Here is a 24,325-nt window from a genome sequence, read left to right on the forward strand (position 1 = left end):
CGATGATCGGAAAATTCCCTTTATCCATGGAAATCGAAAGTGTGCACTCATGCTATTCGTCACATGGATACCAGCCAATTGGGCTAGGATGCTGCGCAGCCTCGCCGCCCGCGGCCTGAGCCGGCGGGTTCACGACTGAGGCCAGACCAAACCGTATGTGATGGAGCACATTCGATGACAGATGAACGTACAACCCTGATCGACCATGGGCAGTTGCCCACCCGCAACCTGGCCGAATGCCTGGCAGTGGATCAAAGGACCTTGGTCAGTGCACTGGCAGGCCAGTTGCCCGACACGCTGATCGAACAGCTGGCTACCTGCGCCGAAGAAACATGCTCGCAGGGCCTGTCAAAAAAAATTGCGGGGATCGGCCTTGCCCTTGGGCAGTGGCTGGAACCCGCACCTGCGCACCAGCGCCAGCAGGTGTTGGAGCAGTGCAGCGCGCACAGCTCCGATACGGTGCGCAGCTGGGCGGCCTTCGCCCAGGCGCACCTGTCGCGCACGGTCGATCTCGAAGCCGCATTGCTGGCCCAGCTGCGTTTTGCTCGCGATGAACATTTTGGTGTGCGCGAATGGGCCTGGATGGCCCTGCGCCCGCGCCTGGCTCAAGCGCTGGATGATGCCCTGGCCCTGCTTGCCCGGCATGCCGGCGACAGCAACCCACTGGTACGACGCTTCTGTATCGAGGTGCTGCGCCCACGTGGCGTGTGGTGCGAGCACATCGCCGCACTCAAGCAAGCGCCCGAAGTGGCCGAGCCACTGTTGGTGCCGCGCCTGGCTGAGGCAGACAAGTATGCCCAGGACTCGGTTGCCAATTGGCTCAACGATGCCAGCAAGACTCGGCCCGATTGGGTGATGCAGCTGTTCGAACGACATCCGCCGTCATGCAAGGCATCACGGCGGATCCATGCGCGGGCAACCCGTAGCCTGCCCCAATGAATGGTCAGCGCGAGGTTTCGACGCGCAGCACTTCGGTGTAGATCGCGTCGACCGTCTGGCCGACCTTGAGGTTTTTCATGCGTGCCTGCAGGTCAGGGTTCTCTACCTTGACCACCTGCAGCTTGCCCTCCGGCGGCAACAGGCTCACTTCATGCGTCTTGAGGTCGATCTTCTTGATCTGCGAGGTCACCCTGACCTGGCGGAACGCCTCGCCGCCCGGGTTGGGGTTGTCTGCCGTGGCGCGAATGGTACCGGACTCTTCAGTCGCCTTCGGTGCACCGCCCACCTCCGGGTTGAGCACATAGGCCACCGCACGGGTCACGTAGATGTCGACTTGGTCACCCACCTTGAGGTTGGGCAGCGCCTTGGCCTTTTCAGTGAGCTGGAAGGTCACATCCTTCTTGGCGTCAGGGCCTTTCACCGTGACCTGTCGGTTAGCCAGGTCGATGGCCGTGACCTGCGTGGTGACGTGGCTTTCCAGCGCCTCGCTACCAATGGGAATACCGGCAGCCTGCACCGTGAAGCTGAAGGCAGACGCCAGGGTGGCAACGGCAATGGCACGAGCGAGAGAGCGAATTGGATTCATAGGCCTGCTTCCATGTAATCGAGACCGGGTAGGGACGTGAAATGTTCACGCGCCAACAAGCATAGCCCTTGCCTGACACATTGCCGGCCCTTCCCCCTCACGACGCGTTTTGTCGCTTTTTCTGCCAGCTGCATTCTTGCAATAGCAAATACGAACTCTTTACACTTGCTTTACATTTGCAAATCATTACTATTCGTGACCTTCAAATACAACAAAGAGTCACCTGTAATGGCAAAAAAGTCTGTTGTCCCAGCATCCATTTCCGTGCTGGGCATTCTGGTTGTACCTGCTGTTCACGCGGTCCAATCTGAATCGCAGGGTTCCCTCGCCTTGCCCGCCACTGCGGTCACCAGCGCCTACGAGCAGCAAAGCTACAAGGCCAGCGAAAGCCGCAGCGCCATGAAGATCGACGCCCCGCTGCGCGACATCCCGCAAACCGTCAACGTCGTGCCCGAAAGCGTGATCAAGGACCAGGGTGCGCAGTCCATGGAAGACGTGCTGAAGAACGTGCCCGGCGTCGGCCTGTCCAACGGCGACGGCCAGCGTGACCAGGTGACCATTCGCGGCTTCAGCGCCATTGGCGACATGTACATCGACGGCGTGCGCGACGACGCGCTGTACTTCCGCGACCTGTCCAACATCGAGCGGGTCGAGGTGATCAAGGGCCCTGCCGCCGTGCTGTATGGCCGCGGCTCTTCGGGCGGCCTGATCAACAGCATCAGCAAGAAGCCGAGCTTCACGCCCAAGCGCGAAGTCGGCATGAGCTTCGACAGCGAAGGCAAGCGCCGCACCCAGTTCGACACCGGCTGGGCCGACCCGCAAAGCAACCAGGCCTACCGCGTGACCGGCGCCTTCGAAGACAGCGACACCTTCCGCGACGATGGCTATATCGACCGCAAGGCCATCGCGCCATCGGCCTACTTCCGCCTCTCCGACGACCTGGAACTGAACCTGGGCGCCACCTACCTGTACGACAAGCGCCTGATCGACTTCGGCATCCCGGCGCTGGGCAACCGCCCGGTAGATGTGGACCGCGACAAGCGCTTCGGCTCCGGCGATGCCGACCAGGACTACGCCCGCAGCGAAGTGTTCTCGCTGACTGCCAGCCTGGACTACCGCATCAACGACGACTTCACCCTGACCAACACCAGCCGGTACTACCGCTACGACCTGGACCGCAACAACACCTTGGCCGACAGCAGCCCTACGCGCTTCGTCACCGCGCCTGACGGCGAACTGCTGGTCAAGCTCAACCGTGGCAACGTCGCCCGCGACGAGTACGGCATGTTCAACCAGACGGAACTCAAGCAACAGGCGCAGCTTGCCGGCATGCAGCACAACCTGCTGTATGGCGTTGAAGTGGGCTTCCAGGACAAGCACCAGCGGGTGCTGAGCCAGAACAACGTGGCCCAGGTGCCGGTGTACCGCGACGCCCTGGTGCCGGTGCCGGAGCACGCCGCCAACCTGTCGTCCAAGGGCACCAACTTCCAGCAGACCGCCGGCCTGTATGTGCAGGACATGATCGAGCTGAACGAGCACTGGAAGGCCCTGGTCGGTGTGCGTTATGACATCTTCGGCCAGGAGTACGACGACGACCGCGCGCAGAACGTCGACCTCGACCGTACCGACAAGACCTGGAGCCCACGTGCCGGCCTGGTGTACCAGCCGGATAACATCCAGTCCTACTATGTGTCGGTCAGCCGCAGTTACCAGCCTTCGGGCGAAGTGTTCGCGGTCAGCCCGACCAACCAGCATCTGGAGCCGGAAGAAACCACCAACTACGAAATCGGCGCCAAGTGGGACCTGCTCGACAGCCGCCTGTCGGTGACCGCAGCGGTATTCCGCCTCGAGCGCACCAACATGAAGACCGCCGACCCGGCCAACCCCAACCTGACTGTGCTGGCCGGCGAACAGCGCACCGACGGTTTCGAAGCCACCGTCAGCGGGCAGCTCACGGACAAGTGGCAGATCTACGCCGGCTACGCCTACCTGGATGCCGAGATCACCAAGTCCAACAACAAGACCAATGGCGTGGCCAACGAAGGCCAGACTCCTACCCTGACGCCGCGTAACAGCGCCAACGTCTGGCTGGTGCGCACGCTGACCCCGGAATGGCGCGTGGCCGCCGGCGCCAACTACGTCGACGAGCGCTACACCGCACTCGACAACGTGGTGGTGATGCCGGGCTACACCACCTTCGACGCCGCGCTGCTGTACAGCGTGCCGCAGTGGGATGCCGCGCTGCGCCTCAAGAACGTGTTCGACCGCGACTACTATGCCTCCGCGCACGGTTCGGTTGACCTGATTACCCCAGGTGCACCGCGCACGCTGGAAGCCAGCTTCAACTACCGGTTCTGATCGCTGCCCCAGGCGCAAGGCCTTGCCATGGTGCAAGGCCTTGCGCTGCATCTGATGCAACGCAAGCGTTCACCGCTTCGCTTGAATGCAATATCCTGTGCAGTGTATGGCACCGGCCTTGCCAGTGTTCGCGGCGGTTCGACGCCTCGGTAAACCCACTCCCACAGGGGCAGCACCTTGCTTGCGATCGCAGAGTCCTGCACCTCGGTAAGGAGAGCATATGAGCAGTAAACCGATTCGCCCCTCCACGTCCTGGGCGCTGACCACCCTGCTCGCCTTCAGCCTGGCACTCACCGCCGGCTGCTCCAGCAAAGCCAGCAAGGCCAGGTACGCAACGCCGGCAACGGGCTCCAACTGCTTCGCCAAGGCCGTCCCCACCACCGGCGAAGGCGGCCTCGCGTGGGGCAATACGCTGAGCATTGCCCGGCAGAAATCGCTGAACAACTGCGTGCGTTATGCAAGCCGGTCAGGAGGCACACCGAAGACTTGCCAGGTGGTGATGGCCAAGTGCAAGAACTGAGCGCTTGGCCCGTGGGCTCAACCTCGAATGATCACCACTTCAAGGTACTCACTCGGCACCACCAACGACGACGAGCCGCCCACATTGCTTTCGTTCAGCAACTGGGTCAGATCCCGCTCCAGCGCCCCGGCCGCTTCCGGCTCCAGCGAGGCAAACGCTTTGTGCACCGGCCCGTACCAGGTGCGGAACACCTCGATGAAATGCGCCGCCGAGCGATAGCGGAAGTTGAAGTGCTGGCGGCTGACCTTCAATTCGCCCAGCGCCTCCTCGAACATCACGCGCAACTGTTCTTCATCACCCCAGCGTGAAGGCGGCAGAGCCCCGGCCGGTGGCGGTACATGCCGCCCGAGGGTCTTGAACATCTGCCCGACGAACCCTTGCGGGGTCCAGTTGGCCAGGCCGATCCGGCCACCGGGCCGGCACACCCGGCCCAATTCACGCGCGGCCTGGGCCTGGTCGGGCGCGAACATCACGCCGAAAGTGGACAGCACGGCATCGAAGGTGCCATCGGCAAACGGCAGCGCTTCGGCATCGGCGACCTGGAACACCACATTGAGGTGCTCGGCCCGCGCGCGTTCTTCACCGCGCTTGAGCAGCTCGGGCACATAGTCGGTGGAGGTGACACAGCAGCCGCGCCGGGCAGCAGCCAGGGTGGCATTGCCGTTGCCGGCGGCGACATCCAGCACCTGCTCGTCCCAGCGCAGGTCACAGGCTTCGGCCAGGCGTTCGCCAACCAGTTGCAGGGTGGTGCCGATTACCGCGTAGTCGCCACTGGCCCACGCGGCTTGCTGGCGGGCTTTGAGGGCATTGGTATCCAAAGGGGTGCTCATGGTCTGCGCCTTCTTGTTGTGCGCGGCCGAGGTCCTTCTGGCGGTCAACGCGCCATGGATCGAGAGGATGGGAGCAAAACGCTACGCGCCTGGCAGGCGAAGCGGCAAGACAGATTGGGGATAGCGGTTATTTGAAACCGATATATGAAGGCGATCGACGTCGCTGTAGGAGCGGCCTTGTGTCGCGATGGGCCGCAAAGCGGCCCCCGTTTTGGCATTGAAGCTGATATTGCCGGGGCCGCTTTGCGGCCCATCGCGACACAAGGCCGCTCCTACAGGAGTCAGGCGAACTTGGCCCGGGCCGCGTGCAGCTTCTTGTAGCTTTCGATCAGGCGCAGGTGGCGATCGAGGCCTTCGAGCTTCATGCTGGTCGGGGTCAGGCCATGGAAGCGCACGCTGCCGTCCACCGAACCCAGCACCGCGTCCATGCGCGGGTTACCGAACATGCGGCGGAAGTTGGCTTCGTAGTCGTCCATTTCAAGTTCGTCGTCCAGTAGCACTTCCAGCACCACGTTCAGCGCCTGATAGAACAGGCCGCGCTCGACGGTGTTGTCGTTGAATTGCAGGAACGCCTCGACCAGTTCCTTGGCATCCTCGAAGCGCTGCACAGCCAGGCAGATCAGCAGCTTCAGCTCGAGAATGGTCAACTGGCCCCACACCGTGTTCTCGTCGAACTCCACGCCGATCAGCGTGGTGATGGTGGTGTAGTCATCCACATCGCAGTTGTCCAGGCGCTTGAGCAGCAGCTTGAGGGAACGGTTGTCCAGGCTGTGCAGGTTGAGGATGTCGGCGCGGAACGACAAGGCGCGGTTGGTGTTGTCCCAGATCAGGTCCTCGACCGGGTAGATCTCCGAATAACCCGGCACCAGGATGCGGCAGGCGGTGGCGCCAAGGTTGTCGTACACCGCCATGTACACTTCCTTGCCCAGGTCCTCGAGGATGCCGAACAAGGTCGCGGCCTCCTGCACGTTGGAATCCTCGCCGTGGCCGGAGAAGTCCCACTCGACGAACTCGAAGTCGGCCTTGGCACTGAAGAAGCGCCACGACACCACGCCACTGGAGTCGATGAAGTGCTCGACGAAGTTGTTCGGCTCGGTCAGCGCATGGCTTTCGAAGGTCGGTTGCGGCAGGTCATTCAAGCCTTCGAAGCTGCGGCCCTGCAGCAGTTCGGTGAGGCTGCGCTCCAGCGCCACTTCCAGGCTCGGGTGGGCGCCGAACGAAGCGAATACGCCGCCGGTGCGCGGGTTCATCAAGGTCACGCACATCACCGGGAACTCGCCGCCCAGCGACGCATCCTTGACCAGCACCGGGAAGCCCTGCTCTTCCAGGCCCTGGATGCCGGCGACGATGGCCGGGTACTTGGCCAGTACCTCCTGCGGCACATCCGGCAGGCACAGCTCGCCTTCGAGGATTTCGCGCTTCACGGCGCGCTCGAAGATTTCCGACAGGCACTGCACCTGCGCCTCGGCCAGGGTGTTGCCGGCGCTCATGCCGTTGCTGAGGAACAGGTTCTCGATCAGGTTGGACGGGAAGTACACCACCTGCTGGTCGGACTGGCGCACGAACGGCAACGAGCAGATGCCGCGCGCGGTGTTGCCCGAGTTGGTGTCGTACAGGTGCGAGCCACGCAGCTCGCCGTCCGGGTTGTAGATTGCCAGGCAGTGCTCGTCGAGGATCTCGGCCGGCAGCGCATCGCGCGGGCCGGGTTTGAACCACTGCTCGTTCGGGTAGTGCACGAACGGCGCGTTGGCCAGGTCCTCGCCCCAGAACTGGTCGTTATAGAAGAAGTTGCAGTTCAGCCGCTCGATGAACTCGCCCAGCGCCGAGGCCAGCGCAGCCTCCTTGGTCGCGCCCTTGCCATTGGTGAAGCACATCGGCGACTGGGCGTCGCGCACATGCAGCGACCACACGTTAGGCACGATGTTGCGCCACGAGGCGATCTCGATCTTCATCCCCAGCCCGGCGAGGATGCCCGACATGTTGGCGATGGTCTGTTCCAGCGGCAGGTCCTTGCCGGGGATGTAGGTGCTGGTGTCCGCCACCGGCATCAGCAGGCCCTGGGCATCGGCATCGAGGTTGTCGACCACTTCGATCACGAACTCGGGGCCGGTCTGCACCACCTTCTTCACGGTGCAGCGGTCGATGGAGCGCAGGATGCCCTGGCGGTCCTTCTCGGAAATGTCCTCGGGCAGCTCGACCTGAATCTTGAAGACCTGGTTGTAGCGGTTTTCCGGGTCGACGATGTTGTTCTGCGACAGGCGAATGTTTTCGGTGGGAATGTCGCGGGTCTGGCAGTACAGCTTGACGAAGTAAGCCGCGCACAAGGCCGAAGACGCCAGGAAATAGTCGAACGGCCCCGGGGCCGAGCCATCACCCTTGTAGCGGATCGGTTGGTCGGCGATCACCGTGAAGTCGTCGAACTTGGCTTCGAGACGGAGATTGTCGAGAAAATTGACCTTGATTTCCATGCGGGATTACCGTGATTTAAACGTGCAAAACGAAATTGGCCGGCATTATCCGGGTTTTCGTTGCGGAAGTCCTCCTCACCTCCAAATGCGCTTTCTTGTAGGAGCGGCCTTGTGTCGCGATGGGCCGCAAAGCGGCCCCTTACAATACTGCATGCTGCCAAGACCCCGGGGCCGCTGCGCGCCCCATCGCGACACAAGGCCGCTCCTACAGGCGATAGCGCACATCGCCGCTTGCGCATTTCACCGAATTGCTTGCCTGATCCTCTGAACCTGCCCCCGTCAGCAGACCGGCGGTCACCCCGCTGTGCTAGCGTTTCTGCACTGGGGAGCACCGTATTCCCCGATCACAAGAAACCAAGCGACAGCAACCGTTGACGGGCAGGTGAACCATGGAACTACGCATCAACCAGAAGACCTACCAGGTCGAGGCAGACGCCGACACGCCCCTGCTGTGGGTGATCCGCGACGACCTGGGGCTGACCGGCACCAAGTATGGCTGCGGCCTGGCCCAGTGCGGCGCCTGTTCGGTGCTGGTGGACGGCAACGTGGTGCGCGCCTGCGTCACCCCGGTGGCCGGCGTGGTCGGGCGCGAGGTGACCACCATCGAGGCGATCGAGGCCGATGCCGTCGGCAAACGGGTGGTCGCGGCCTGGGTCGAGCACCAGGTGGCCCAGTGCGGCTACTGCCAGTCCGGCCAGGTAATGGCGGCAACGGCGCTGCTCAAGCACACGCCCAAGCCCAGTGACGCACAGATCGAGGCAGCCATGGTCAACCTGTGCCGCTGCGGCACCTACAACGCCATCCATGCTGCCGTGCATGAGCTGGCCCAAGGGGAGAAGGCCTGATGAACACACCAGTCGATACCCCCGCCGAACTGCTCAAGCTGCAATTGGGCGAAACGGTCAACCTGTCGCGTCGGCGCTTTCTTGCCGGCACGGCTGTCGGTGCCCTGGTGCTGGGTTTCGGCCTGCCCATGGGCTCGGCCCGCGTGCAGGCAGCCGCCGCAGCAACCCCGGAGCGCGGTACCCAGGTGCCGGCGTTTCTGGAGATCCGCCCGGACGGCAAAGTACGCCTGCTCAGCCCGTTCATGGAAGGTGGCCAAGGCCCCTTCACCGCCATGGCGCAGATCGTTGGTGAAGAGCTGGACGTCGACCCGGTCAATTTCGTGGTCGACAGCGCGCCGCCCGGCGAAGCCTATGTAGTGATGGAAAACGGCATGCGCATCACCGGCGGCAGCATGTCGGTGCGCATGAGCTACCCGACCATGCGCCGCCTGGGCGCCCTCGCCCGGGCCATGCTGCTGCAGGCGGGTGCCGAGCAGCTGGGCGTGCCGGTCGAAGAACTCTCCACCACGCCGGGTCACGTGGTACATACCACGACTGGCCGCTCCATCCCCTACGGAGAACTGGCCGGGCGGGCCATGGACCTGCCAGTGCCAGACCCGGCCAGCGTCAAGCTGCGTGACCCCAGCCAGTTTCGCTGGATCGGCAAGCCGGTACGTCGCCTGGATGCCTACGACAAGTCCACCGGCAAGGCGGTGTACAGCATCGACATCAAGGTCGACGGCATGCTCCACGCTGCCGTGCAGCACGCGCCACGCCTGGGTATGACCGTCGGCAGCCTGCGCAACGAAGACCAGGTCAAGGCCATGAAGGGCGTGCATTCGGTGCATCAGTTGCCGGGCGCCGTGGCCGTGGTAGCCGAACGCTGGTGGCATGCCAAGCGCGCGGTCGAGGCCATCCAGGTTGACTGGAAGGAGCCTGCGGCCGACAGCCCGGTACGGCCGATGCCGGCCGACTTCTCCAGCGATGGCTGGCGCGAGCACCTGGCCACGGTCACGGGCCCGGCGCGCGACGACGAAAACCAGGGCGATGTGGCCGGCATGCTGGCCAATGCCAAGACCCGGGTCGAGGCAACCTACCATAACCAGTACCTCAACCACGCCCAGTTGGAGCCGCCGTCGGCACTGGCGCGCTTCAACCCGGACGGCACCCTGGAGGTGTGGCTGCCCAACCAGGCGCCGGACATGTTCCGTGACGACATTGCCAAGCGCACCGGCCTGGCCCCGGCACAGATCACCTTGCATTCGCCGTTGCTGGGCGGTTTCTTTGGCCGCCACTTCCTGTACGACTCGGCCAACCCCTACCCACAGGCCATTGCCTTGGCCAAGGCGGTCGGCCGGCCGGTGAAACTCATCTGGAGCCGCGAGGAAGAATTCCTCCGCGATGTGCTGCGCCCGGTCGCCGTGGTGAAATTCCGGGCCGGGCTGGATGCCGACGGCCTGCCAGTGGCCCTCGAAGCCGTGAGCGCCACCGAAGGCCCGACCGAGGCCCTCGCAGGCAAGCAAGGCGAAAAGCTCGACCCGACCGCGCTCGAAGGCCTGTCGGGCAAGTCCTACGCCATCGCCAACAAGCGTATCGCGCAGATCTACGTGAAAGGCCCGGCCATGCTCGGCTACTGGCGCTCGGTGGGCAACTCGCTGAATGACTTCTTCTATGAGTCGTTCCTCGACGAACTGGCCGACAAAGGCGGCAAGGACCCGTTCGAACTGCGCCTGCACCTGCTGCGCGACAACCCGCGCCTGACCAACCTGTTGCAGGCCGTCGCCGAGCTTTCCGGCGGCTGGAAGCGCGGGCCGTTCACCGCCGAGGACGGCAGCAAGCGGGCGCGTGGCGTGGCCATGGCCTCGCCGTTCGGCTCGGAGGCAGCGGTCATTGCCGAGGTATCGATCGAGAACGGCCAGGTCAAAGTGCACGACATCTGGCAGGCCATCGACCCGGGCAGCATCGTCAACCCGGCGATCATCGAGCATCAGGTCAACGGCGCCGTCGCCCTGGGCCTGTCGCAGACACTGCTGGAAGAAGCGGTGTACGTGGATGGCAAGCCGCGCGCGCGCAACTACGACCTGTACCCGATCTTGCCGCCATCGCGCATGGCCAGGGTGCATGTGCGCATTGTCGAAAGCGGGGCGAAGATGGGCGGCATCGGCGAGCCACCGTTGCCCGCGGTGGCACCGGCGGTAGCCAACGCAGTCGCGCAGCTGTCCGGCCAGCGCGTGCGCAGCCTGCCATTGAGCCGCCATACCTTCAGCTGAGCACACAAGGACGCCCCATGACCCATCGTTTCGCAAGAACCGCTGGCTGGCTGGCGCTGCCGTGCCTGGTCGCGGCAGGCCTGCTGGCCTGGTACGTCACCCGCGAGCCTGCCTCGCCATTTGCCGATGCGCAGGCCACCACCGCGGACCCGGCGCTGGTCAGCCGTGGCGAGTACGTAGCCCGCCTCAGCGACTGCGTGGCCTGCCACAGCCTGGCGGACGGCAAACCGTTCGCCGGCGGGCTGGAAATGGCCACCCCGCTGGGGGCGATCCACGCCACCAACATCACCCCCGACCGCGACACCGGCATCGGTGGCTACAGCCTGGCCGACTTCGACCGTGCCGTGCGCCACGGCGTAGCCCCCGGTGGCCGACGGCTGTACCCGGCCATGCCCTACCCGTCCTACGCCAAGCTCAGCGATGACGATGTAAAGGCGCTGTATGCCTTTTTCATGCAAGGCGTGCAGCCGGTGCAACAGGCCAACCTGGCCAGCGACATTCCCTGGCCGCTGAACCTGCGTTGGCCCATCGCCTTGTGGAACGGCCTGTTCGCCGCCACCACGCCCTACACCAACCAGGCCGGGCAGGATGCCCAGTGGAACCGCGGCGCCTACATCGTCCAGGGCCCTGGCCACTGTGGCAGCTGCCATACGCCGCGTGGCCTGGCCTTCAACGAAAAGGCCCTGGATGACAGCGGCAAGCCGTTCCTCGCTGGTGCCCTGCTCGATGGCTGGTATGCACCGAGCCTGCGTGCCGACCCCAACACCGGGCTGGGGCGCTGGAGCGAAGCCGAGATCGCGCAGTTCCTCAAGACCGGGCGCAACCGGCATGCGGTGGTATTCGGCTCGATGACCGAGGCATTCAACAACTCCACGCAGTTCATGAGTGACGACGACCTGGCCGCCATCGCCCGCTACCTGAAGTCGCTGCCCGGCGACCCGCAACGCGACGGTGCGCCGTGGCAATACCAGGCCGAAACGACGGCGGCGCGGCTCGACAGCCCTGGGGCGCATACCTATGTAACCCGCTGTGCGTCGTGCCACGGCATGGACGGCAAGGGCCAGGCCGAATGGATGCCGCCTTTGGCCGGCGCTACTTCGGCACTGGCCAAGGAAGACGCCTCGGCGATCAACATCACCCTCAATGGTTCGCAGCGGGTGGTGACGGCCGGGTTGCCCGATGCCTATCGCATGCCGGCCTTCCGTGAGCAACTGAGTGACCAGGAAATTGCTGATGTGCTGGGTTTCGTGCGCAGTGCCTGGGGGAACAATGGTGGCGCGGTGAATGCGCAGGCGGTGAGCAAGTTGCGTGGGCATACCGACCCGGCCAGCAGTAGCCCGATCATTTTGCACATGCGCTGAATTTTGGTGGCTGTACCGGAGTCCCCATGGAAAGCATCGACCTGCTGGTCCTTCGCACCACCCGAGACTGGCTCGCCGCCGGCCATCGCACCCTGCTCGCCACGGTCGCCCGCACCTGGGGTTCCTCCCCCCGCCCGGTGGGCTCGATGATGGCCCTGCGCAGCGACGGCCGTGTGGTTGGCAGTGTCTCTGGCGGCTGCATCGAGGACGACCTCATTCACCGCTACACCAGTGCCTACGCCGGCCCCGGCATGCCCAGCGGCCTGCCCCAGGTGGTGCGCTATGGCGTCAGTGCCGACGAGGCCCACCGCTTCGGCCTGCCCTGTGGCGGCACCCTCGAACTGGTGCTGGAATTCGCCCCGTCGCTGCCACACCTCGAACAATTGCTCGCCGGCCTCGACGGCGGCAGCCTGGTACGGCGTGGGCTCGACCTGCGCAGCGGCAAAGCCAGCCTCAGCGCCACCACCACGCCCGAGCTGTTCAGCTTCGATGGCCAGCACATGCTCAGCACCCTCGGCCCCGGCTACCGCCTGCTGTTGATCGGTGCCGGCGCGCTGGCCGAATACCTGGCGACCATGGCCCTGTTCAATGGCTTCAGCGTTTCACTGTGCGACCCGCGCCCCGAGTACACGGCAGGCTGGAACGTTGCCGGCGTCAACCACCTTGCCGGCATGCCGGACGACGTCGTCCGCGCCTTTGCCCCGGACCTGCGCAGCGCCATCGTCGCTGTCAGCCACGACCCCAAGCTGGACGACCTGGCACTGCTCGAAGCGCTGCACAGCCCGGCGTTCTATATCGGTGCCATCGGCTCACGGCGCAACAGCCAGCTGCGCCGCGAGCGCCTGATCGAACACTTTGGCGAAAGCGAAGCGTCGTTGCGGCGCCTGCACGGCCCTATCGGCATTTATATCGGTAGCAAGACCCCGGCCGAGATTGCCGTCAGCGTCATGGCCGAGATCCTCGCGGCGAAGAACGATGTCACCCTGCCCGGCGCAGTCAGCGTGACCCGGGCCAAGGAAGCCGAGCAACTGGCCCGGTCCCTGTAGGAGCGGCCTTGTGTCGCGATGGGGCGCGAAGCGGCCCCGGCGATATCTGCGGCGAAGCTGAAAACAGGGGCCGCTGCGCGCCCCATCGCGACACAAGGCCGCTACAAGGGACCGCATACCAGGCTGCTATTGCCAACGCTCCAGGTTTTGCTGCAGCAGTTGCTCCGGCAATGCCCCGGCAACGATCTTTTCCATCTCCCTTGTCAGTGCCTCACGCAGCTTCGGCTGATTGCAGGGCGAGTCATGCGAAAGCGCCAGGTACAGCCCTTCGCTGGATACCGGTGGCTCCAGCACCTGTAAATTGTCGGCAATCCCCAAGGTGCGTGCCAGCGCCAAGCCGGGATACTGCTCGTACACCACGTAATCGCTGCGCTTGTGCATCAACTTCTCGAATGCCTGCCTGGCACCGGGTACCGCTTCGAGGGTGAGGTTGGTCCTGGCGTAGTCGTCGAACTGCTGGCCGTGGCTGTTGTTGACCAGCGTGCCGCCTTTGCGACCCTTCAGGTCGGCCCATTGCTGGTAGGCAAAGGTATTGTCCTGGCGCACCCAGATAACACTTGGGGTATACAGGAATGCCGGGGTAATGAAGTCCATCTGCTGCTGACGGGTCTTGGTCAGAAAGTACCCGGCCATCAGGTCGATCCGGCCCGTGCGCATTTCTTCCTGGGCGCGCGACCACGGCCCGCCGTAGACCACCTCGATTTCCAGCCCCAGTTGCTTGCCCAGGTACTTGAGCAGATCGGCATTGGCACCGATCAGTTGCTGGGGGTTTTGCGGGTCGCGCCACAGGTAGGGGGGGTATTCCGGGTTGCCGGTGGCAGTCAGCCGCCGGCATTCCTCATGCGCTACCGCCGCCAGCGGCAGCAGCAGGCACGGCAACAGCAGCAAGGCGTGGCGAAAGCAGCGCTCGATCATCGACAACCCTCGGCACATGTGACATCCGCAGACCCGGAGCGGTGGCCAATGGTTGCCACGTCCTGTGGTCGACTGCAGCACCCATCTGTGCGTGCTGCAGACAGTCTGGACCATGTATGGCCATCAGGTTGGCCTTTTATCGGCCAGATGGAGCGCCCCTCGTACTTCAGGCCCCCTGCCGGCGCATCGCCAGGATCGCCGCGCCAAAACCGATAAAGGTGGTGCCCACCACCCGGCTCACCCAGCGCGACAGGGACGGCCGGGTCAGCACGCCCTTGGCCCGCGCCGCCAGTGCGGCATACAGGCTCAGCGAAACCAGCGACAACGCTACGAATATCCCGGTCAGGATCAGGAACTGCGGCAACAGCGCCGCCCCCTGGTCGATGAACTGCGGGAACAGCGCGGTGAAGAACATGGTCGCCTTGGGGTTGGTCACTGCCGTGAGGAAGGCCGACTTGTATAGCTTCAGCGGCGTGGGCCGAACCTTGGCCACACCCTCTGCGTCGCCCTGCGCCAGCATCGGGCTCTTTTTCAGCAATTGCCGCGCGCCCAGATAGAACAGGTAGCCCGCCCCCAGGATCTTCACGGCGTTGAACAGCATTTCGGAACTGGCCAGCAGCGCGCCCAGCCCCAGCATGGCGGCTGCCGACAGGCAGAACAGGCCCGAGCCATTGCCCAGCGACGACCAGATCGCGCTGCGCTGGCCATGGGCAAGGCTGTTGTTGATGGCCATCAGGGTGGCAGGGCCGGGGCTGGCGATCGCGATGGCAGCGACCAGGGTAAAGGCAAACAGCGAGTGAGAATCCATTTTCAGGCTCGTCAGACAATCAGGAAAAATTGCGCACAGGGTGCGCAGGTTCAGTCGCCATTCTGCCGCTTGGCCGCCTTCTTGGCGATAGCCTTCATCCGCGTTGCCGCCCGCTGCACGGTGGCCATCTTCTCGGGGCGCTTCATGCCCCGCCATTTGCGAATTTCGTCACGGCTGCGACCGCAGCTCACGCACAGCTCGCTATTGAGCTGGCACAGCGAGACGCAGGGGTTGTCGATGTCTTTGGCCATGCCGCCACTCAGCCGGGCATTTCAGCCTGCGCGCGCTCGGCGGCGGCGTGGAACACCTGGCGTACTTCTTCGGCCTTGACCTTGGTGACCGACCTGGCAGCCAGCAGCTCGTCGACCACGCGCAAGCCCTGTTCCAGGGCGGTGGCCAGTTGCTCGAGGTCGGAGGCGTCAGCGATATCACCCAGATAAGGAGCGATGAGATACACGTAACGGTCCTGCAGCTTGAGCGCTTCCAGCGCGTCGAGGGCTTTCTGGAACCGATCGGCAGCGGCAGGGCTCATGCTCAATTTATCGAAATGAATCAGGCTCACACGGTCAGTGGCCATCTGGACGAATCTCCGTTTCCTGGTACGGCCAGGCCCACAAGCGGCAGCGCTTCTACGATGCCCGGATGTGCAGGCCTGGGTAATGCCCACAGGGTACCAGAACCCGAGGCAGAAAGGGCCATCGCCCCCAGAACTAAAAGTATCTGGCAGGTCGCGCAATGGACGTCCCGGGGCGTTATCGGGACAGGAGCCGCCGTTTAGTGCGCAGGATAATCCCGCCAGCAATCTCCCCGCCGAGGCAGTCATCGAACTCGGTAGCCCACACAAAACTACAAGCCTGCACCAGCCGGTAAGCCAGAAAGGGGCCTCATCATTCATGGCAAAGGAACACATCACCGAAACGCTCGACCTTGGCGTGACGGATCCCTCGAAAACCGCGGAAGCACGCCAGGACCGGCGTTTCGAGGGCAAGCTCGACTGGATCGTCTTTGGTTTCACCAGCCTCCTGGCCATCGCTTTCGTCCTCTGGGGCTTCCTCAACCAGGCAAGCCTCGCCAGCAGCGCCTCCAGCGCGCAATCCTGGGTCATTCTCAACTTCGGCTGGTTCTTCGTGCTTACCTCCACGCTGTTCGTGGTGTTCGTGCTGTGGCTCGCCGCCAGCCGGTACGGTCGGGTCCCGCTGGGCCGTGATGGCGAACAGCCAGAATTCCGCACGGTGTCCTGGGTGGCGATGATGTTCAGCGCCGGCATGGGCATTGGCCTGATGTTCTTCGGCGTTGCCGAACCGCTGTCGCACTATGTATCGCCACCACCAGGGACGGCCACCGGGCAGTCCAGCGAAGCGATGCAGGTGGCCATGGCCACAACGTTGTTCCACTGGACCCTGCACCCCTGGGCCATGTACGCCATCGTCGGCCTGGTGATTGCCTATGGCACCTTCCGCCGCGGCCGCTCGCAGCTGATTTCCGCCGCCTTCCGGCCGTTGATCGGCAAGCATGCCAACGGCCCGCTCGGCCGCCTGATCGACATGATGGCGATCTTCGCCACGCTGTTCGGCTCGGCGGCCTCGCTGGGCCTGGGCGCGCTGCAGATTGCCGGTGGCCTGGAATACAACGGCTGGATCGAAAGCCCCGGCAAGCTGTTCTACATCTCGATCATCACCCTGCTGACCATTGCCTTCGTTACCTCGGCGGTGTCGGGCATCGGCAAGGGCATCCAGTGGCTGTCCAACACCAACATGGTGCTGGCGCTGGTGCTGGCGGTGTTCGTGTTCATGGTCGGCCCGACCCTGCTGATGCTCAACCTGCTGCCAACCTCGATCGGCATCTACGTCAAGATGCTGCCGGAAATGATGGCCCGTACCAACGCCAGCGGCGGTGAACAGATGAACAACTGGCTGGCCGGCTGGACCGTGTTCTACTGGGCCTGGTGGATTTCCTGGACGCCGTTCGTGGGCATGTTCATCGCCCGCATCAGCCGCGGCCGCACCATCCGCCAGTTCGTTACCGGGGTGCTGCTGGTACCGAGCCTGGTCAGCCTGGTGTGGTTCACCATCTTTGGCGGCGCGGGTATCGACGCCCTGCGTGAAGGCGCCTTCCAGCTGGCCAATGGTGCGGTCAACAGCAACCACGCGCTGTACCAGTTGCTGGACAGCTACCCGCTGGCCTCGGCGACATCAGTGCTGGTGATGGTTCTGGTGGGTATCTTCTTCGTCTCCGGTGCCGACGCGGCCTCGCTGGTGATGGGCACGCTGTCGGAACACGGCACCACCACGCCATCGCGACGTACGGTGATCTTCTGGGGTGCGCTGACCGGTACGGTGGCGGCGATCATGCTGGCAATCGGTGACCCGCGCGACCCCGGCGAGGCACTGACCGGCCTGCAGAACCTGACCATCGTCGTGGCCCTGCCGTTCGTGGTGGTGATGGTGCTGCTGTGCCTTGCGCTGTACCGCGACCTGCGCAAGGACCCGATGATGCTGCGCCACCTGCGCGGCAACGAACTGATCGAGAAGGCCGTGTTGTATGGCGCGGTGAAGCATGGCGAAGAGTTCTACATCGTGGTGCAGGAGAAGAAGACTTCGACCAAGCCGGCGTCGGCAGAAGCCGAAGTGACCGGCAACTGACCTGGCAAGTTTGTGGAATCGGGGGCTGCTGCGCAGCCCCCGATCAAGATGCCCTCACTGCCGTGATCAGCCCTTCAACGCCGCCTCTATCCTGGCCACATCGATCTTGCCCATCTGCATCATGGCATCAAACGCCCGCTTGGCCGCCGCCCGGTCGGGGTGGCCGATGGCTTCGATGAGGATGCGCGGGGTGATCTGCCACGAAATCCCCCATTTATCCTTGCACCAGCCGCAGACACTGGCCTCCCCGCCGTTGCCGACAATGGCATCCCACAAGCGGTCGGTCTCGGCCTGGTCCTCGGTGCTGACCTGGAATGAAAACGCCTCGCAATGCGTGAAGGCCTTGCCTCCGTTGAGCCCCACGCAGGGAATACCCATGACGCTGAACTCCACGGTAATCACGTCACCCTGTTTCCCGGATGGATAATCAGCAGGTGCCTGATGCACCGCTATCACTGTCGTGTCAGGGAAGACGCTGGCGTAAAAGTTCGCGGCCTCCTCGGCGTCGTTGTCGTACCAGAGGCAGATTGTGTTCTTGGCTGTCATGGTCTTGTTCCAAGAAAGGGTCTGAGCCTTTGAGTCTAGTCTCACAGTCGCCGGTTGAAGTCCTGCAACATCCTGCAGACATTTCCGACATCAGGTAGTGAACCTGCTGACAAAAAAACGGTCTTTCGCTGACGGTCAACCCACCGACCGGTTCATCGGCCCAGTCACCGGGCCTACTTTTTGTCCTGTTTCAGCGAAGACCCAACATGCCCGATTCCCGCCCAACTGCTTCCGCCCTCACTGCCCTGCGCGGCGGCCTGATCGCCACCCTGGTGGCCCTTGCCGCACCGGTGCACGCCGAAGAGCCTGCCAGCGATGCACGCTGGGTCAGCGACAGCCTGAGCACATACGTGCGCAGCGGCCCCACCGATGGCCACCGCATTGTCGGTACGCTCAAGTCCGGGCAGAAGCTGACCCTGATCGGCAGCCAGGGCAACTACAGCCAGGTGCGCGGGCAGAACGGCGATGTGGTGTGGATTCTCAGCAACGACCTGCAGTCGGTGCCAGGCCAGGGCGAGCGCCTGCCGCAGCTCGATGCCCAGGTCGCGGACCTGACCGGGCAGCTGAAGAACATCGACGACAGCTGGAAGAATCGCGTACAGGGCATGCAGGAAACCCTCGATTCACGCAAGAAGCTGATCGACGAACTGGAAGCACGCAACAAGGCGCTGAATGAACAGCTCGACCAGAGCCAGTCGCAGCTGCGCGATACCCAGGCACGCCTGGGGGACGAGAACAAGCAGGTGATGATGCGCTACATGGTGTATGGCGGCAGCATTGCCGGCGCGGGCTTGCTGGCGGGGCTGATCCTGCCGTCGCTGACCCGTGGGCGCAGGAAGAACGATCGCTGGTTCTGAAGACGGCGCCAGCCTGCGCTGGCCTCTTCGCGGGTAAACCCGCTCCCACAGTAACCACGCTGGCCTTGAGCCTGTTGGAGATACTGTAGGAGCGGGTTTACCCGCGAAGAGGCCAGCAAGGGCTTACTTGCTACGTGCCTTGTTGTAAATAGTCTTGGCTTGGTCCGCCGAGGCCTGACACTGAGTCATATCGCCCTTGCTCTGAGCATCCTTGGCATTTTGCAAGTGGACTTTGAAGTCATGGGCCATGCCGCCATGCATTGCCTGGCCACTGGCCTTTTCGAAATCCTCAAGCTCCTTGATCTTGGCCGCACAGTTGCTCGCCGGGTCTGCGTGTGCGGCAAAACTGAGGACCGAGGCAATCACCAGCAAAGGTATGCATTTAGTGGATTTCATGGAGCGTTCTCCTGGAAAACCTGAGGGGTCGTCGAGATGACACTGGCTCGACGCAGCAAACAGCATAGTCGGCCATACGCCCCGGCGCCTCGGCTCAGCCCGGGGGCTATGCCCCCTCGGCAAACAGGAAATCGATGAACACCCGCACCCGCAACGGCATGTGCCGGGCCTGGGGGTAGATCAGCATGAACGGCCGCGAGGTGCCGCCAAACTCGGCGAGTACTTCCACCAGTTCGCCACTGGCCAGTGCGTCCTGCACGGTAAAGCGGTAAGCCTGCATCAGCCCGCCGCCGTGGCGCACCAGCGTGGCGGTGGCGAGGAAGTCGCCCAGGCAGGTGAACCCACCCTGGGTTTCGATCTCCACCTGCTGGCCATCCTGAAGGAAGCTCCACGGCGGGCGGCGGCCACTGCTGGGCAGTTCGAACTGGATGCACTCATGTTGCAGCAAGTCGTGCGGTGTTCGTGGCGTGCCGGCACGGGCCAGGTAGCCCGGCGTGGCCACCACCACCAGTTCGGCATCTTCCAGGCGACGCGCCACCAGCCGCGAATCGGCCGGCTCGCGGCCACGAATGGCCAGGTCGAACGGCTCCTCGGCAAAGTCGACGTTGCGGTTGCTGACATGCACATCCACCTGCACCTTGGGGTAGCGCTGGCGAAACCGCGGCAGCAGCGGCAACAGCCGGTGATGAGCATAGGGCGTGGGTGCACTGATACGCAGCAGACCGCTCGGCTCGACCTGCCCGCCCGTGACCTGGCGCTCGGCCTCCACCAACTGCCCCAGTGCCTGCCGGCATTGCTGATAGTAGGCCTGGCCGGCTGCGGACAGGCGCATCTGCCGGGTGGTGCGGACGAACAGGCGCACACCCAGGCGCTCTTCCAGGCGCGCCACGCTGCGGCTGACCGCCGCCGGGGTAACGCCGGCTTCCGTGGCCGCAGCGGTGAAGCTGCCGCTGTCGGCGGCCAGGCAGAACAGTTCCAGGCTGCCCAGTTGCAGGTCATCGAAATGGCGGGTCATGTCGGCTCGATTGATTACATGATGTATCGATTGAAATGCCCAGCGCCTCATTTTTCAAGTGCTGATTGCAACCTACAGTGGCTTCACACCGAGCCCATAGCTCACTTCACTGGAGATCATGCACATGAACACGCCACGCACCGTCATCATTACCGGGGCCTCGAGCGGCCTGGGTTTCGCCCTGGCCGAGGCCTTCCTCGAACGCGGCGACAACGTGGTCGGCAACGCCCGCAGCCAGGCCCGCCTTGAGCAAGCCGCCGCCCGCCTCGGCAACCCATCGCGCTTCATCGGCGTGGCTGGCGACATCGCCGAGCAGGGCACGGCCCAGCGCCTGTTCGCCAGCGCCGAGCAAGCCTTTGGCGGGGTCGACCTGCTGATCAACAACGCCGGCATCTTCATTGCCAAGCCGTTTGCCGAGTACAGCGAAGCGGATGTCGACGCCCTGGTCGGCACCAACCTCAAGGGCTTCTTCTACCCGGCCCAGGAAGCGGCGCGGATCATGACCAGACAAGGGCATGGGCAGATCATCGCCATCACCGCCTCCATTGCCTTGCAACCGGACACCCGCGTGCCGGCCCTGCTGCCGGTACTGGTCAAGGGTGGCCTGAACCAGGCGGTGAAAGGCCTGGCACTGGAACTGGCAGCCAGCGGCGTGCAGGTGAATGCGGTGGCACCGGGGATCATCGATACACCGCTGCATGGCGGCAATACGCAAGGCATGGGCGCGCTGTCACCCAGCGGCCGCACCGGCTCGCCACAGGATGTCGTGGATGCAGTGTTGTACCTGGCCGACTCACGCTTCGTCAGCGGCGTGATCCTGCCGGTGGATGGCGGTAGCACCGCTGGCACCTGGCATTAACAGAGGAGCGAGCAACCATGCCTTATGTCCATATTCGCGTGACCGATGAAGGCGTCAGTGCTGAGCACAAGCGCCAACTGATCGAACAGACGACTTGCATGCTGGAGCGGGTGCTGGGCAAGCCGCCGGCCAGTACCTTTGTGGTGATCGAGGAGGTACCGACCGATAACTGGGGGGTTGGCGGCGAGACAGTGACTGCGGTGCGGGCCCGAGAGCGGGGTTGAAGCTTGGGGCCGCTGTGCGGCCCTCTCGCGACACAAGGCCGCTCCTACAAGAGGTCGCGTTCCCATGTAGGAGCGGCCTTGTGTCGCGAAAGGGCTGCAAAGCAGCCCCCAGGGCCCTCACTGGCGCAACCGCTCCAACGCCTGCAACACATACCCCGTGGCCCGCTCCACCTGCCCTTCCCGGCAGGCAATGCCCAGTTGCCGCCACAACCCCGGCCGCAGCGGCCGGCGGGCAATGCGCCGGTCCAGCTCGGCCGACTCCCCCTCCTGCGGCAGCAATGTCGCTCCATACCCGGCCCCGACCAGGCTCTTGATCGCATCGTTGTAGTTCAGCTCGATTCGCGGCTCAGGGTACAACCCCGCTGCCGCGAACCACTCGCCGGTCACCCGCGAAAGCTGGGTGCTGCTGTCGTTGAGGATCAACGCCCGCTGCGCCAGCCAGGCCGGCGTAACCTTGGCCGGTGGCTGCCAGTCGGCCGGCACGTAGGCCAGGATCGGGTCGCGCCGCCAGGGCGTAACCGCAAGCCCTTTACCGGCCACCTGTGGCAAGGCCACCAGGCCGATATCCAGCGTGCCCTCGCGCAGGCGCGCCAGCGAGGCCTGGGAGGTCAGCACCTGGACCTGCACATCGATCCCTGGGTGCACCGTACGCAGGTGCTCCAGCGCCTGCGGCAGCAAGTGGGCGATGGCACCGGTGGAGGCGCCCAGGCGCACTCGGCCGGTCAGGCCCTCGACCTGCCGGCGCACTTCATCCAGCGCCAGGTCGGCGTCGGCCAGCAGGCGTCGGGCACGGGCCAGCAGGGTTTCGCCGATGACCGTGGGCCGCACCTGGCCGCGGGTGCGGGTGAGCAACGGTGCGCCAATGCGCGCTTCCAGCTCGGCCACGTGCAGGCTGATGGTGGGCGGTGCCAGGTTGAGCTGGCGGGCGGCTTCGGCAAACGAGCCCAGGTCGGAGATGACCACCAAGGTGCGGAGGCGATCGAGGCTGATTTCGCGCATGGGCCAATCTCGTTCAGAAAAGATGAATATATCGATCATCATATTCAAATTTTCTTTACCAGAGCCACAAGCGAGCATAGGCCATCCCTACCCGACCGGACTTTGACCATGCACACACCTGTTGTCTTCATCGACGGTGACCAAGGCACCACCGGCCTGCAGATCCATGCCCGGCTGCAAGGCCGCAGCGATCTGCGCCTGCTGACCCTGCCCGAAGCCGAACGCAAAGACCCGCAACGCCGCCGCGAGGCAATCAACAGCGCCGACATCGCCCTGCTGTGCCTGCCCGACGATGCCGCCCGCGAGGCCGTGGCGGCGATCCACAACCCGCAGGTGCGGGTGATCGACGCAAGCTCCGCGCACCGCACCAGCCCAAGCTGGGTCTATGGCCTGCCGGAGCTCGACGAGCAGCAAGCCGAGCGCATCGCGCAGAGCAAGCGCGTCAGCAACCCCGGCTGCTACCCCACCGGCGCCATCGCCCTGTTGCGCCCACTGGTCAAGGCCGGCCTGCTGCCAGCGGACTACCCGCTGAACATCCACGCCATCTCCGGCTATTCCGGTGGTGGCCGCGCCTCAGTCGAACGGCATGAACAGCCCGCCGCCGGCAAAACCCCGGCCCTGCAACTGTACGGCCTGGAACTGGCGCACAAGCATGTGCCGGAAATCCAGCAGCACGCCGGACTGTCGGCGCGGCCGATGTTCATGCCCGGTTACGGTGCCTACCGCCAGGGCATCGTGCTGAGCATCCCGCTGCAGTTGCGCCTGCTGCCCGGCCAGGTCAGTGCCGAACAGCTGCAGGCCTGCCTGCAGCAGCACTACCAGGGTGCCCGCCACGTCCAGCTGATGCCCCTGCACCAGCACGGCGCGGCGCCGAACCTCGACCCCGAGGCGTTGAACGACAGCAACGACCTGCGCCTGGCGCTTTACGCCAACCCTGAGCATGGTCAGGTGCTGCTGACCGCAGTGTTCGACAACCTCGGCAAAGGTGCCTCCGGTGCGGCGGTGCAGAACCTCGACCTGATGCTCGGTGCATTGCAGGTACAAGGCTGATCGGCAAAAACGGTTAGACTGTACAGCCCGCGCCCGCATGGCGCGGGCCGTCCATCTACCCGCCGGAGCCCGCCCCCCGATGTTCATCCTGAGCCGCCTCGACAGCGTGCCGCCTGAATCTTTCCAGAACCAGATCCGCGAACTGGTGATCCACCACGTCGGCGAACTGAGCAGTGTCGCCATCAGCGCCGACAACCCGCTGTACCCGCTGTACCAGTACGGCGTTGGCATGGAAGTGCACCAGTACCTGCAAGCACTGGACGGCACCCGCGGCCTGGCCGTGGCGCTGACCCTGGCGCTGGATGCCGAAGAGCCGGACCAATTGCTGGGGTTTGCCCTGTCGCTGCCGGCCGAGGACGATGAACAGGCTTGCGCCCTGGCGTTCCTGGCCGTGCGCGCCAGCCATCGTCGCCAGGGCATCGCCCGCGCCCTGCTGGGCGACCTGCAGGCACGCCATGCCTGCGTCGAGCTGAATGCCTTTGCCAGCCAGGTACCGTGGTTCGAGGCGATGGGCATGCAAGTGGTGGCCGCCAATGGGCCGCAGGTGCTGATGAGCAGTACCGGGCGGGCTAGCGGCGCGCTGATCGGGCGACTGGATATTGCGCCGATCTACCAGACGGCGGAAGTGATGCAGATCCATACCTACCTGCTCAACCAGCAGGGTGAGGATGCGATGATCGAAGCGGAACAGATGCGGGATGAGCGGCTGGACGAACTGACCGCTCAGGCCCAGGAGTGTGTACGGCAGCGCAAGACCGTGCATTGATCCAAGGGCCTGTTCGCGGGCTTGCCCGCTCCCACAGGGATGTCAC

At 64.2% G+C, this 24,325-nt stretch carries 24 protein-coding genes; 13 read left to right on the plus strand and 11 right to left on the minus strand.

Annotated elements, in window-relative coordinates; genetic code table 11:
* Positions 1 to 174 precede the first annotated feature (174 nt).
* Positions 175 to 939 carry a hypothetical protein gene (locus tag GEV38_RS16385; protein WP_054572579.1) on the plus strand — a complete coding sequence of 255 codons (765 nt, stop codon included), beginning with the start codon at positions 175 to 177 and terminating at the stop codon, positions 937 to 939.
* Positions 940 to 943: 4 nt separating this feature from the next.
* Here GEV38_RS16385 and GEV38_RS16390 read toward each other — a convergent pair whose 3' ends face one another.
* Positions 944 to 1,525, minus strand: a complete 582-nt coding sequence (locus GEV38_RS16390) for a hypothetical protein (RefSeq protein WP_013973000.1) — start codon at positions 1,523 to 1,525, stop codon at positions 944 to 946.
* Positions 1,526 to 1,753: 228 nt separating this feature from the next.
* Here GEV38_RS16390 and GEV38_RS16395 point away from each other — a divergent pair, with 228 nt between their 5' ends.
* A complete protein-coding gene (locus GEV38_RS16395; RefSeq protein ID WP_054572578.1) occupies positions 1,754 to 3,883 on the plus strand; it encodes a TonB-dependent siderophore receptor in 2,130 nt (709 codons plus the stop codon).
* Between the two features lie 220 nt (positions 3,884 to 4,103).
* A complete protein-coding gene (locus tag GEV38_RS16400; RefSeq protein ID WP_003260568.1) occupies positions 4,104 to 4,403 on the plus strand; it encodes a hypothetical protein in 300 nt (99 codons plus the stop codon).
* A gap of 17 nt (positions 4,404 to 4,420) precedes the next feature.
* Here GEV38_RS16400 and GEV38_RS16405 read toward each other — a convergent pair whose 3' ends face one another.
* Together GEV38_RS16405 and GEV38_RS16410 are read right to left on the minus strand one after the other, a co-directional pair.
* Positions 4,421 to 5,233, minus strand: a complete 813-nt coding sequence (locus tag GEV38_RS16405) for a class I SAM-dependent methyltransferase (protein WP_015270707.1) — start codon at positions 5,231 to 5,233, stop codon at positions 4,421 to 4,423.
* Positions 5,234 to 5,514: 281 nt separating this feature from the next.
* Complete coding sequence (locus GEV38_RS16410; RefSeq protein WP_013973003.1) at positions 5,515 to 7,701, minus strand: OsmC domain/YcaO domain-containing protein; 2,187 nt, start codon at positions 7,699 to 7,701, stop codon at positions 5,515 to 5,517.
* A 389-nt stretch (positions 7,702 to 8,090) separates the two neighbouring features.
* Between GEV38_RS16410 and GEV38_RS16415 the strand changes: the two genes are divergently transcribed.
* From GEV38_RS16415 to GEV38_RS16430, 4 genes are read left to right on the plus strand one after another with little or no spacing between them, the layout of a single operon-like run.
* Positions 8,091 to 8,546 (plus strand): (2Fe-2S)-binding protein, encoded by a 456-nt coding sequence (locus GEV38_RS16415; RefSeq protein WP_003259224.1) that lies wholly within the window; start codon positions 8,091 to 8,093, stop codon positions 8,544 to 8,546.
* Positions 8,546 to 10,795, plus strand: a complete 2,250-nt coding sequence (locus GEV38_RS16420) for a molybdopterin cofactor-binding domain-containing protein (RefSeq protein ID WP_015270709.1) — start codon at positions 8,546 to 8,548, stop codon at positions 10,793 to 10,795. Before GEV38_RS16415 ends, GEV38_RS16420 begins: the two co-directional genes overlap by 1 nt.
* Positions 10,796 to 10,812: 17 nt before the next feature.
* Entirely contained in the window at positions 10,813 to 12,156 is a 1,344-nt protein-coding gene (locus GEV38_RS16425) for a cytochrome c (RefSeq protein ID WP_015270710.1), read from the plus strand.
* A gap of 26 nt (positions 12,157 to 12,182) precedes the next feature.
* A complete protein-coding gene (locus tag GEV38_RS16430; protein ID WP_015270711.1) occupies positions 12,183 to 13,202 on the plus strand; it encodes an XdhC family protein in 1,020 nt (339 codons plus the stop codon).
* Positions 13,203 to 13,328: 126 nt separating this feature from the next.
* Here GEV38_RS16430 and GEV38_RS16435 read toward each other — a convergent pair whose 3' ends face one another.
* The 4 genes from GEV38_RS16435 to GEV38_RS16450 form a co-directional block, all read right to left on the minus strand.
* Positions 13,329 to 14,117 carry an ABC transporter substrate-binding protein gene (locus GEV38_RS16435; protein ID WP_054572575.1) on the minus strand — a complete coding sequence of 263 codons (789 nt, stop codon included), beginning with the start codon at positions 14,115 to 14,117 and terminating at the stop codon, positions 13,329 to 13,331.
* Between the two features lie 166 nt (positions 14,118 to 14,283).
* Positions 14,284 to 14,925: a LysE family translocator gene (locus GEV38_RS16440; RefSeq protein WP_015270713.1), complete on the minus strand. Its 642-nt coding sequence runs from the start codon at positions 14,923 to 14,925 to the stop codon at positions 14,284 to 14,286.
* A gap of 50 nt (positions 14,926 to 14,975) precedes the next feature.
* Positions 14,976 to 15,176: a DUF1289 domain-containing protein gene (locus GEV38_RS16445; RefSeq protein WP_003259230.1), complete on the minus strand. Its 201-nt coding sequence runs from the start codon at positions 15,174 to 15,176 to the stop codon at positions 14,976 to 14,978.
* Positions 15,177 to 15,184: 8 nt separating this feature from the next.
* Entirely contained in the window at positions 15,185 to 15,502 is a 318-nt protein-coding gene (locus tag GEV38_RS16450) for a hypothetical protein (RefSeq protein ID WP_054572574.1), read from the minus strand.
* A 316-nt stretch (positions 15,503 to 15,818) separates the two neighbouring features.
* Here GEV38_RS16450 and GEV38_RS16455 point away from each other — a divergent pair, with 316 nt between their 5' ends.
* Positions 15,819 to 17,567, plus strand: coding sequence for a BCCT family transporter (locus GEV38_RS16455; RefSeq protein WP_054572573.1), 1,749 nt, complete (start codon positions 15,819 to 15,821; stop codon positions 17,565 to 17,567).
* Between the two features lie 66 nt (positions 17,568 to 17,633).
* Here GEV38_RS16455 and GEV38_RS16460 read toward each other — a convergent pair whose 3' ends face one another.
* Complete coding sequence (locus GEV38_RS16460; RefSeq protein WP_015270715.1) at positions 17,634 to 18,113, minus strand: VOC family protein; 480 nt, start codon at positions 18,111 to 18,113, stop codon at positions 17,634 to 17,636.
* Between the two features lie 206 nt (positions 18,114 to 18,319).
* On the opposite strand from GEV38_RS16460, the gene GEV38_RS16465 reads away from it, so the two are divergent.
* Entirely contained in the window at positions 18,320 to 18,970 is a 651-nt protein-coding gene (locus tag GEV38_RS16465; protein ID WP_015270716.1) for a TIGR04211 family SH3 domain-containing protein, read from the plus strand.
* A 123-nt stretch (positions 18,971 to 19,093) separates the two neighbouring features.
* On the opposite strand, the gene GEV38_RS16470 is transcribed toward GEV38_RS16465, so the two are convergent.
* Together GEV38_RS16470 and GEV38_RS16475 are read right to left on the minus strand one after the other, a co-directional pair.
* Positions 19,094 to 19,366: a hypothetical protein gene (locus GEV38_RS16470; protein ID WP_013973013.1), complete on the minus strand. Its 273-nt coding sequence runs from the start codon at positions 19,364 to 19,366 to the stop codon at positions 19,094 to 19,096.
* A 106-nt stretch (positions 19,367 to 19,472) separates the two neighbouring features.
* Positions 19,473 to 20,381, minus strand: coding sequence for a LysR family transcriptional regulator (locus GEV38_RS16475; protein WP_054572572.1), 909 nt, complete (start codon positions 20,379 to 20,381; stop codon positions 19,473 to 19,475).
* Positions 20,382 to 20,505: 124 nt separating this feature from the next.
* Between GEV38_RS16475 and GEV38_RS16480 the strand changes: the two genes are divergently transcribed.
* Positions 20,506 to 21,240, plus strand: coding sequence for an SDR family NAD(P)-dependent oxidoreductase (locus tag GEV38_RS16480; RefSeq protein ID WP_054572571.1), 735 nt, complete (start codon positions 20,506 to 20,508; stop codon positions 21,238 to 21,240).
* Positions 21,241 to 21,257: 17 nt separating this feature from the next.
* Positions 21,258 to 21,464 (plus strand): 4-oxalocrotonate tautomerase family protein, encoded by a 207-nt coding sequence (locus tag GEV38_RS16485; protein ID WP_015270719.1) that lies wholly within the window; start codon positions 21,258 to 21,260, stop codon positions 21,462 to 21,464.
* Positions 21,465 to 21,581: 117 nt separating this feature from the next.
* Here the strand turns inward: GEV38_RS16485 and GEV38_RS16490 are convergent, their stop codons facing one another.
* Entirely contained in the window at positions 21,582 to 22,463 is an 882-nt protein-coding gene (locus tag GEV38_RS16490; protein WP_025338802.1) for a LysR family transcriptional regulator, read from the minus strand.
* 108 nt (positions 22,464 to 22,571) lie between these two features.
* On the opposite strand from GEV38_RS16490, the gene argC reads away from it, so the two are divergent.
* Positions 22,572 to 23,513: an N-acetyl-gamma-glutamyl-phosphate reductase gene (gene argC, locus GEV38_RS16495; RefSeq protein WP_054572570.1), complete on the plus strand. Its 942-nt coding sequence runs from the start codon at positions 22,572 to 22,574 to the stop codon at positions 23,511 to 23,513.
* A 79-nt stretch (positions 23,514 to 23,592) separates the two neighbouring features.
* Entirely contained in the window at positions 23,593 to 24,279 is a 687-nt protein-coding gene (locus GEV38_RS16500) for a GNAT family N-acetyltransferase (RefSeq protein ID WP_013973019.1), read from the plus strand.
* Positions 24,280 to 24,325: the final 46 nt, after the last annotated feature.

The sequence above is a fragment of the Pseudomonas sp. 13159349 genome (assembly GCF_013305685.1).
GTDB lineage: Bacteria > Pseudomonadota > Gammaproteobacteria > Pseudomonadales > Pseudomonadaceae > Aquipseudomonas > Aquipseudomonas asiatica.

Excerpts from the sequence above, each read along its gene's own strand:
- GEV38_RS16385 (WP_054572579.1), top strand. The coding sequence starts at position 175 with ATGACAGATGAACGTACAACCCTGATCGACCATGGGCAGTTGCCCACC.
- GEV38_RS16390 (WP_013973000.1), bottom strand. The coding sequence starts at position 1,525 with ATGAATCCAATTCGCTCTCTCGCTCGTGCCATTGCCGTTGCCACCCTG.
- GEV38_RS16395 (WP_054572578.1), top strand. The coding sequence starts at position 1,754 with ATGGCAAAAAAGTCTGTTGTCCCAGCATCCATTTCCGTGCTGGGCATT.
- GEV38_RS16400 (WP_003260568.1), top strand. The coding sequence starts at position 4,104 with ATGAGCAGTAAACCGATTCGCCCCTCCACGTCCTGGGCGCTGACCACC.
- GEV38_RS16405 (WP_015270707.1), bottom strand. The coding sequence starts at position 5,233 with ATGAGCACCCCTTTGGATACCAATGCCCTCAAAGCCCGCCAGCAAGCC.
- GEV38_RS16410 (WP_013973003.1), bottom strand. The coding sequence starts at position 7,701 with ATGGAAATCAAGGTCAATTTTCTCGACAATCTCCGTCTCGAAGCCAAG.
- GEV38_RS16415 (WP_003259224.1), top strand. The coding sequence starts at position 8,091 with ATGGAACTACGCATCAACCAGAAGACCTACCAGGTCGAGGCAGACGCC.
- GEV38_RS16420 (WP_015270709.1), top strand. The coding sequence starts at position 8,546 with ATGAACACACCAGTCGATACCCCCGCCGAACTGCTCAAGCTGCAATTG.
- GEV38_RS16425 (WP_015270710.1), top strand. The coding sequence starts at position 10,813 with ATGACCCATCGTTTCGCAAGAACCGCTGGCTGGCTGGCGCTGCCGTGC.
- GEV38_RS16430 (WP_015270711.1), top strand. The coding sequence starts at position 12,183 with ATGGAAAGCATCGACCTGCTGGTCCTTCGCACCACCCGAGACTGGCTC.
- GEV38_RS16435 (WP_054572575.1), bottom strand. The coding sequence starts at position 14,117 with ATGATCGAGCGCTGCTTTCGCCACGCCTTGCTGCTGTTGCCGTGCCTG.
- GEV38_RS16440 (WP_015270713.1), bottom strand. The coding sequence starts at position 14,925 with ATGGATTCTCACTCGCTGTTTGCCTTTACCCTGGTCGCTGCCATCGCG.
- GEV38_RS16445 (WP_003259230.1), bottom strand. The coding sequence starts at position 15,176 with ATGGCCAAAGACATCGACAACCCCTGCGTCTCGCTGTGCCAGCTCAAT.
- GEV38_RS16450 (WP_054572574.1), bottom strand. The coding sequence starts at position 15,502 with ATGGCCACTGACCGTGTGAGCCTGATTCATTTCGATAAATTGAGCATG.
- GEV38_RS16455 (WP_054572573.1), top strand. The coding sequence starts at position 15,819 with ATGGCAAAGGAACACATCACCGAAACGCTCGACCTTGGCGTGACGGAT.
- GEV38_RS16460 (WP_015270715.1), bottom strand. The coding sequence starts at position 18,113 with ATGACAGCCAAGAACACAATCTGCCTCTGGTACGACAACGACGCCGAG.
- GEV38_RS16465 (WP_015270716.1), top strand. The coding sequence starts at position 18,320 with ATGCCCGATTCCCGCCCAACTGCTTCCGCCCTCACTGCCCTGCGCGGC.
- GEV38_RS16470 (WP_013973013.1), bottom strand. The coding sequence starts at position 19,366 with ATGAAATCCACTAAATGCATACCTTTGCTGGTGATTGCCTCGGTCCTC.
- GEV38_RS16475 (WP_054572572.1), bottom strand. The coding sequence starts at position 20,381 with ATGACCCGCCATTTCGATGACCTGCAACTGGGCAGCCTGGAACTGTTC.
- GEV38_RS16480 (WP_054572571.1), top strand. The coding sequence starts at position 20,506 with ATGAACACGCCACGCACCGTCATCATTACCGGGGCCTCGAGCGGCCTG.
- GEV38_RS16485 (WP_015270719.1), top strand. The coding sequence starts at position 21,258 with ATGCCTTATGTCCATATTCGCGTGACCGATGAAGGCGTCAGTGCTGAG.
- GEV38_RS16490 (WP_025338802.1), bottom strand. The coding sequence starts at position 22,463 with ATGCGCGAAATCAGCCTCGATCGCCTCCGCACCTTGGTGGTCATCTCC.
- argC (WP_054572570.1), top strand. The coding sequence starts at position 22,572 with ATGCACACACCTGTTGTCTTCATCGACGGTGACCAAGGCACCACCGGC.
- GEV38_RS16500 (WP_013973019.1), top strand. The coding sequence starts at position 23,593 with ATGTTCATCCTGAGCCGCCTCGACAGCGTGCCGCCTGAATCTTTCCAG.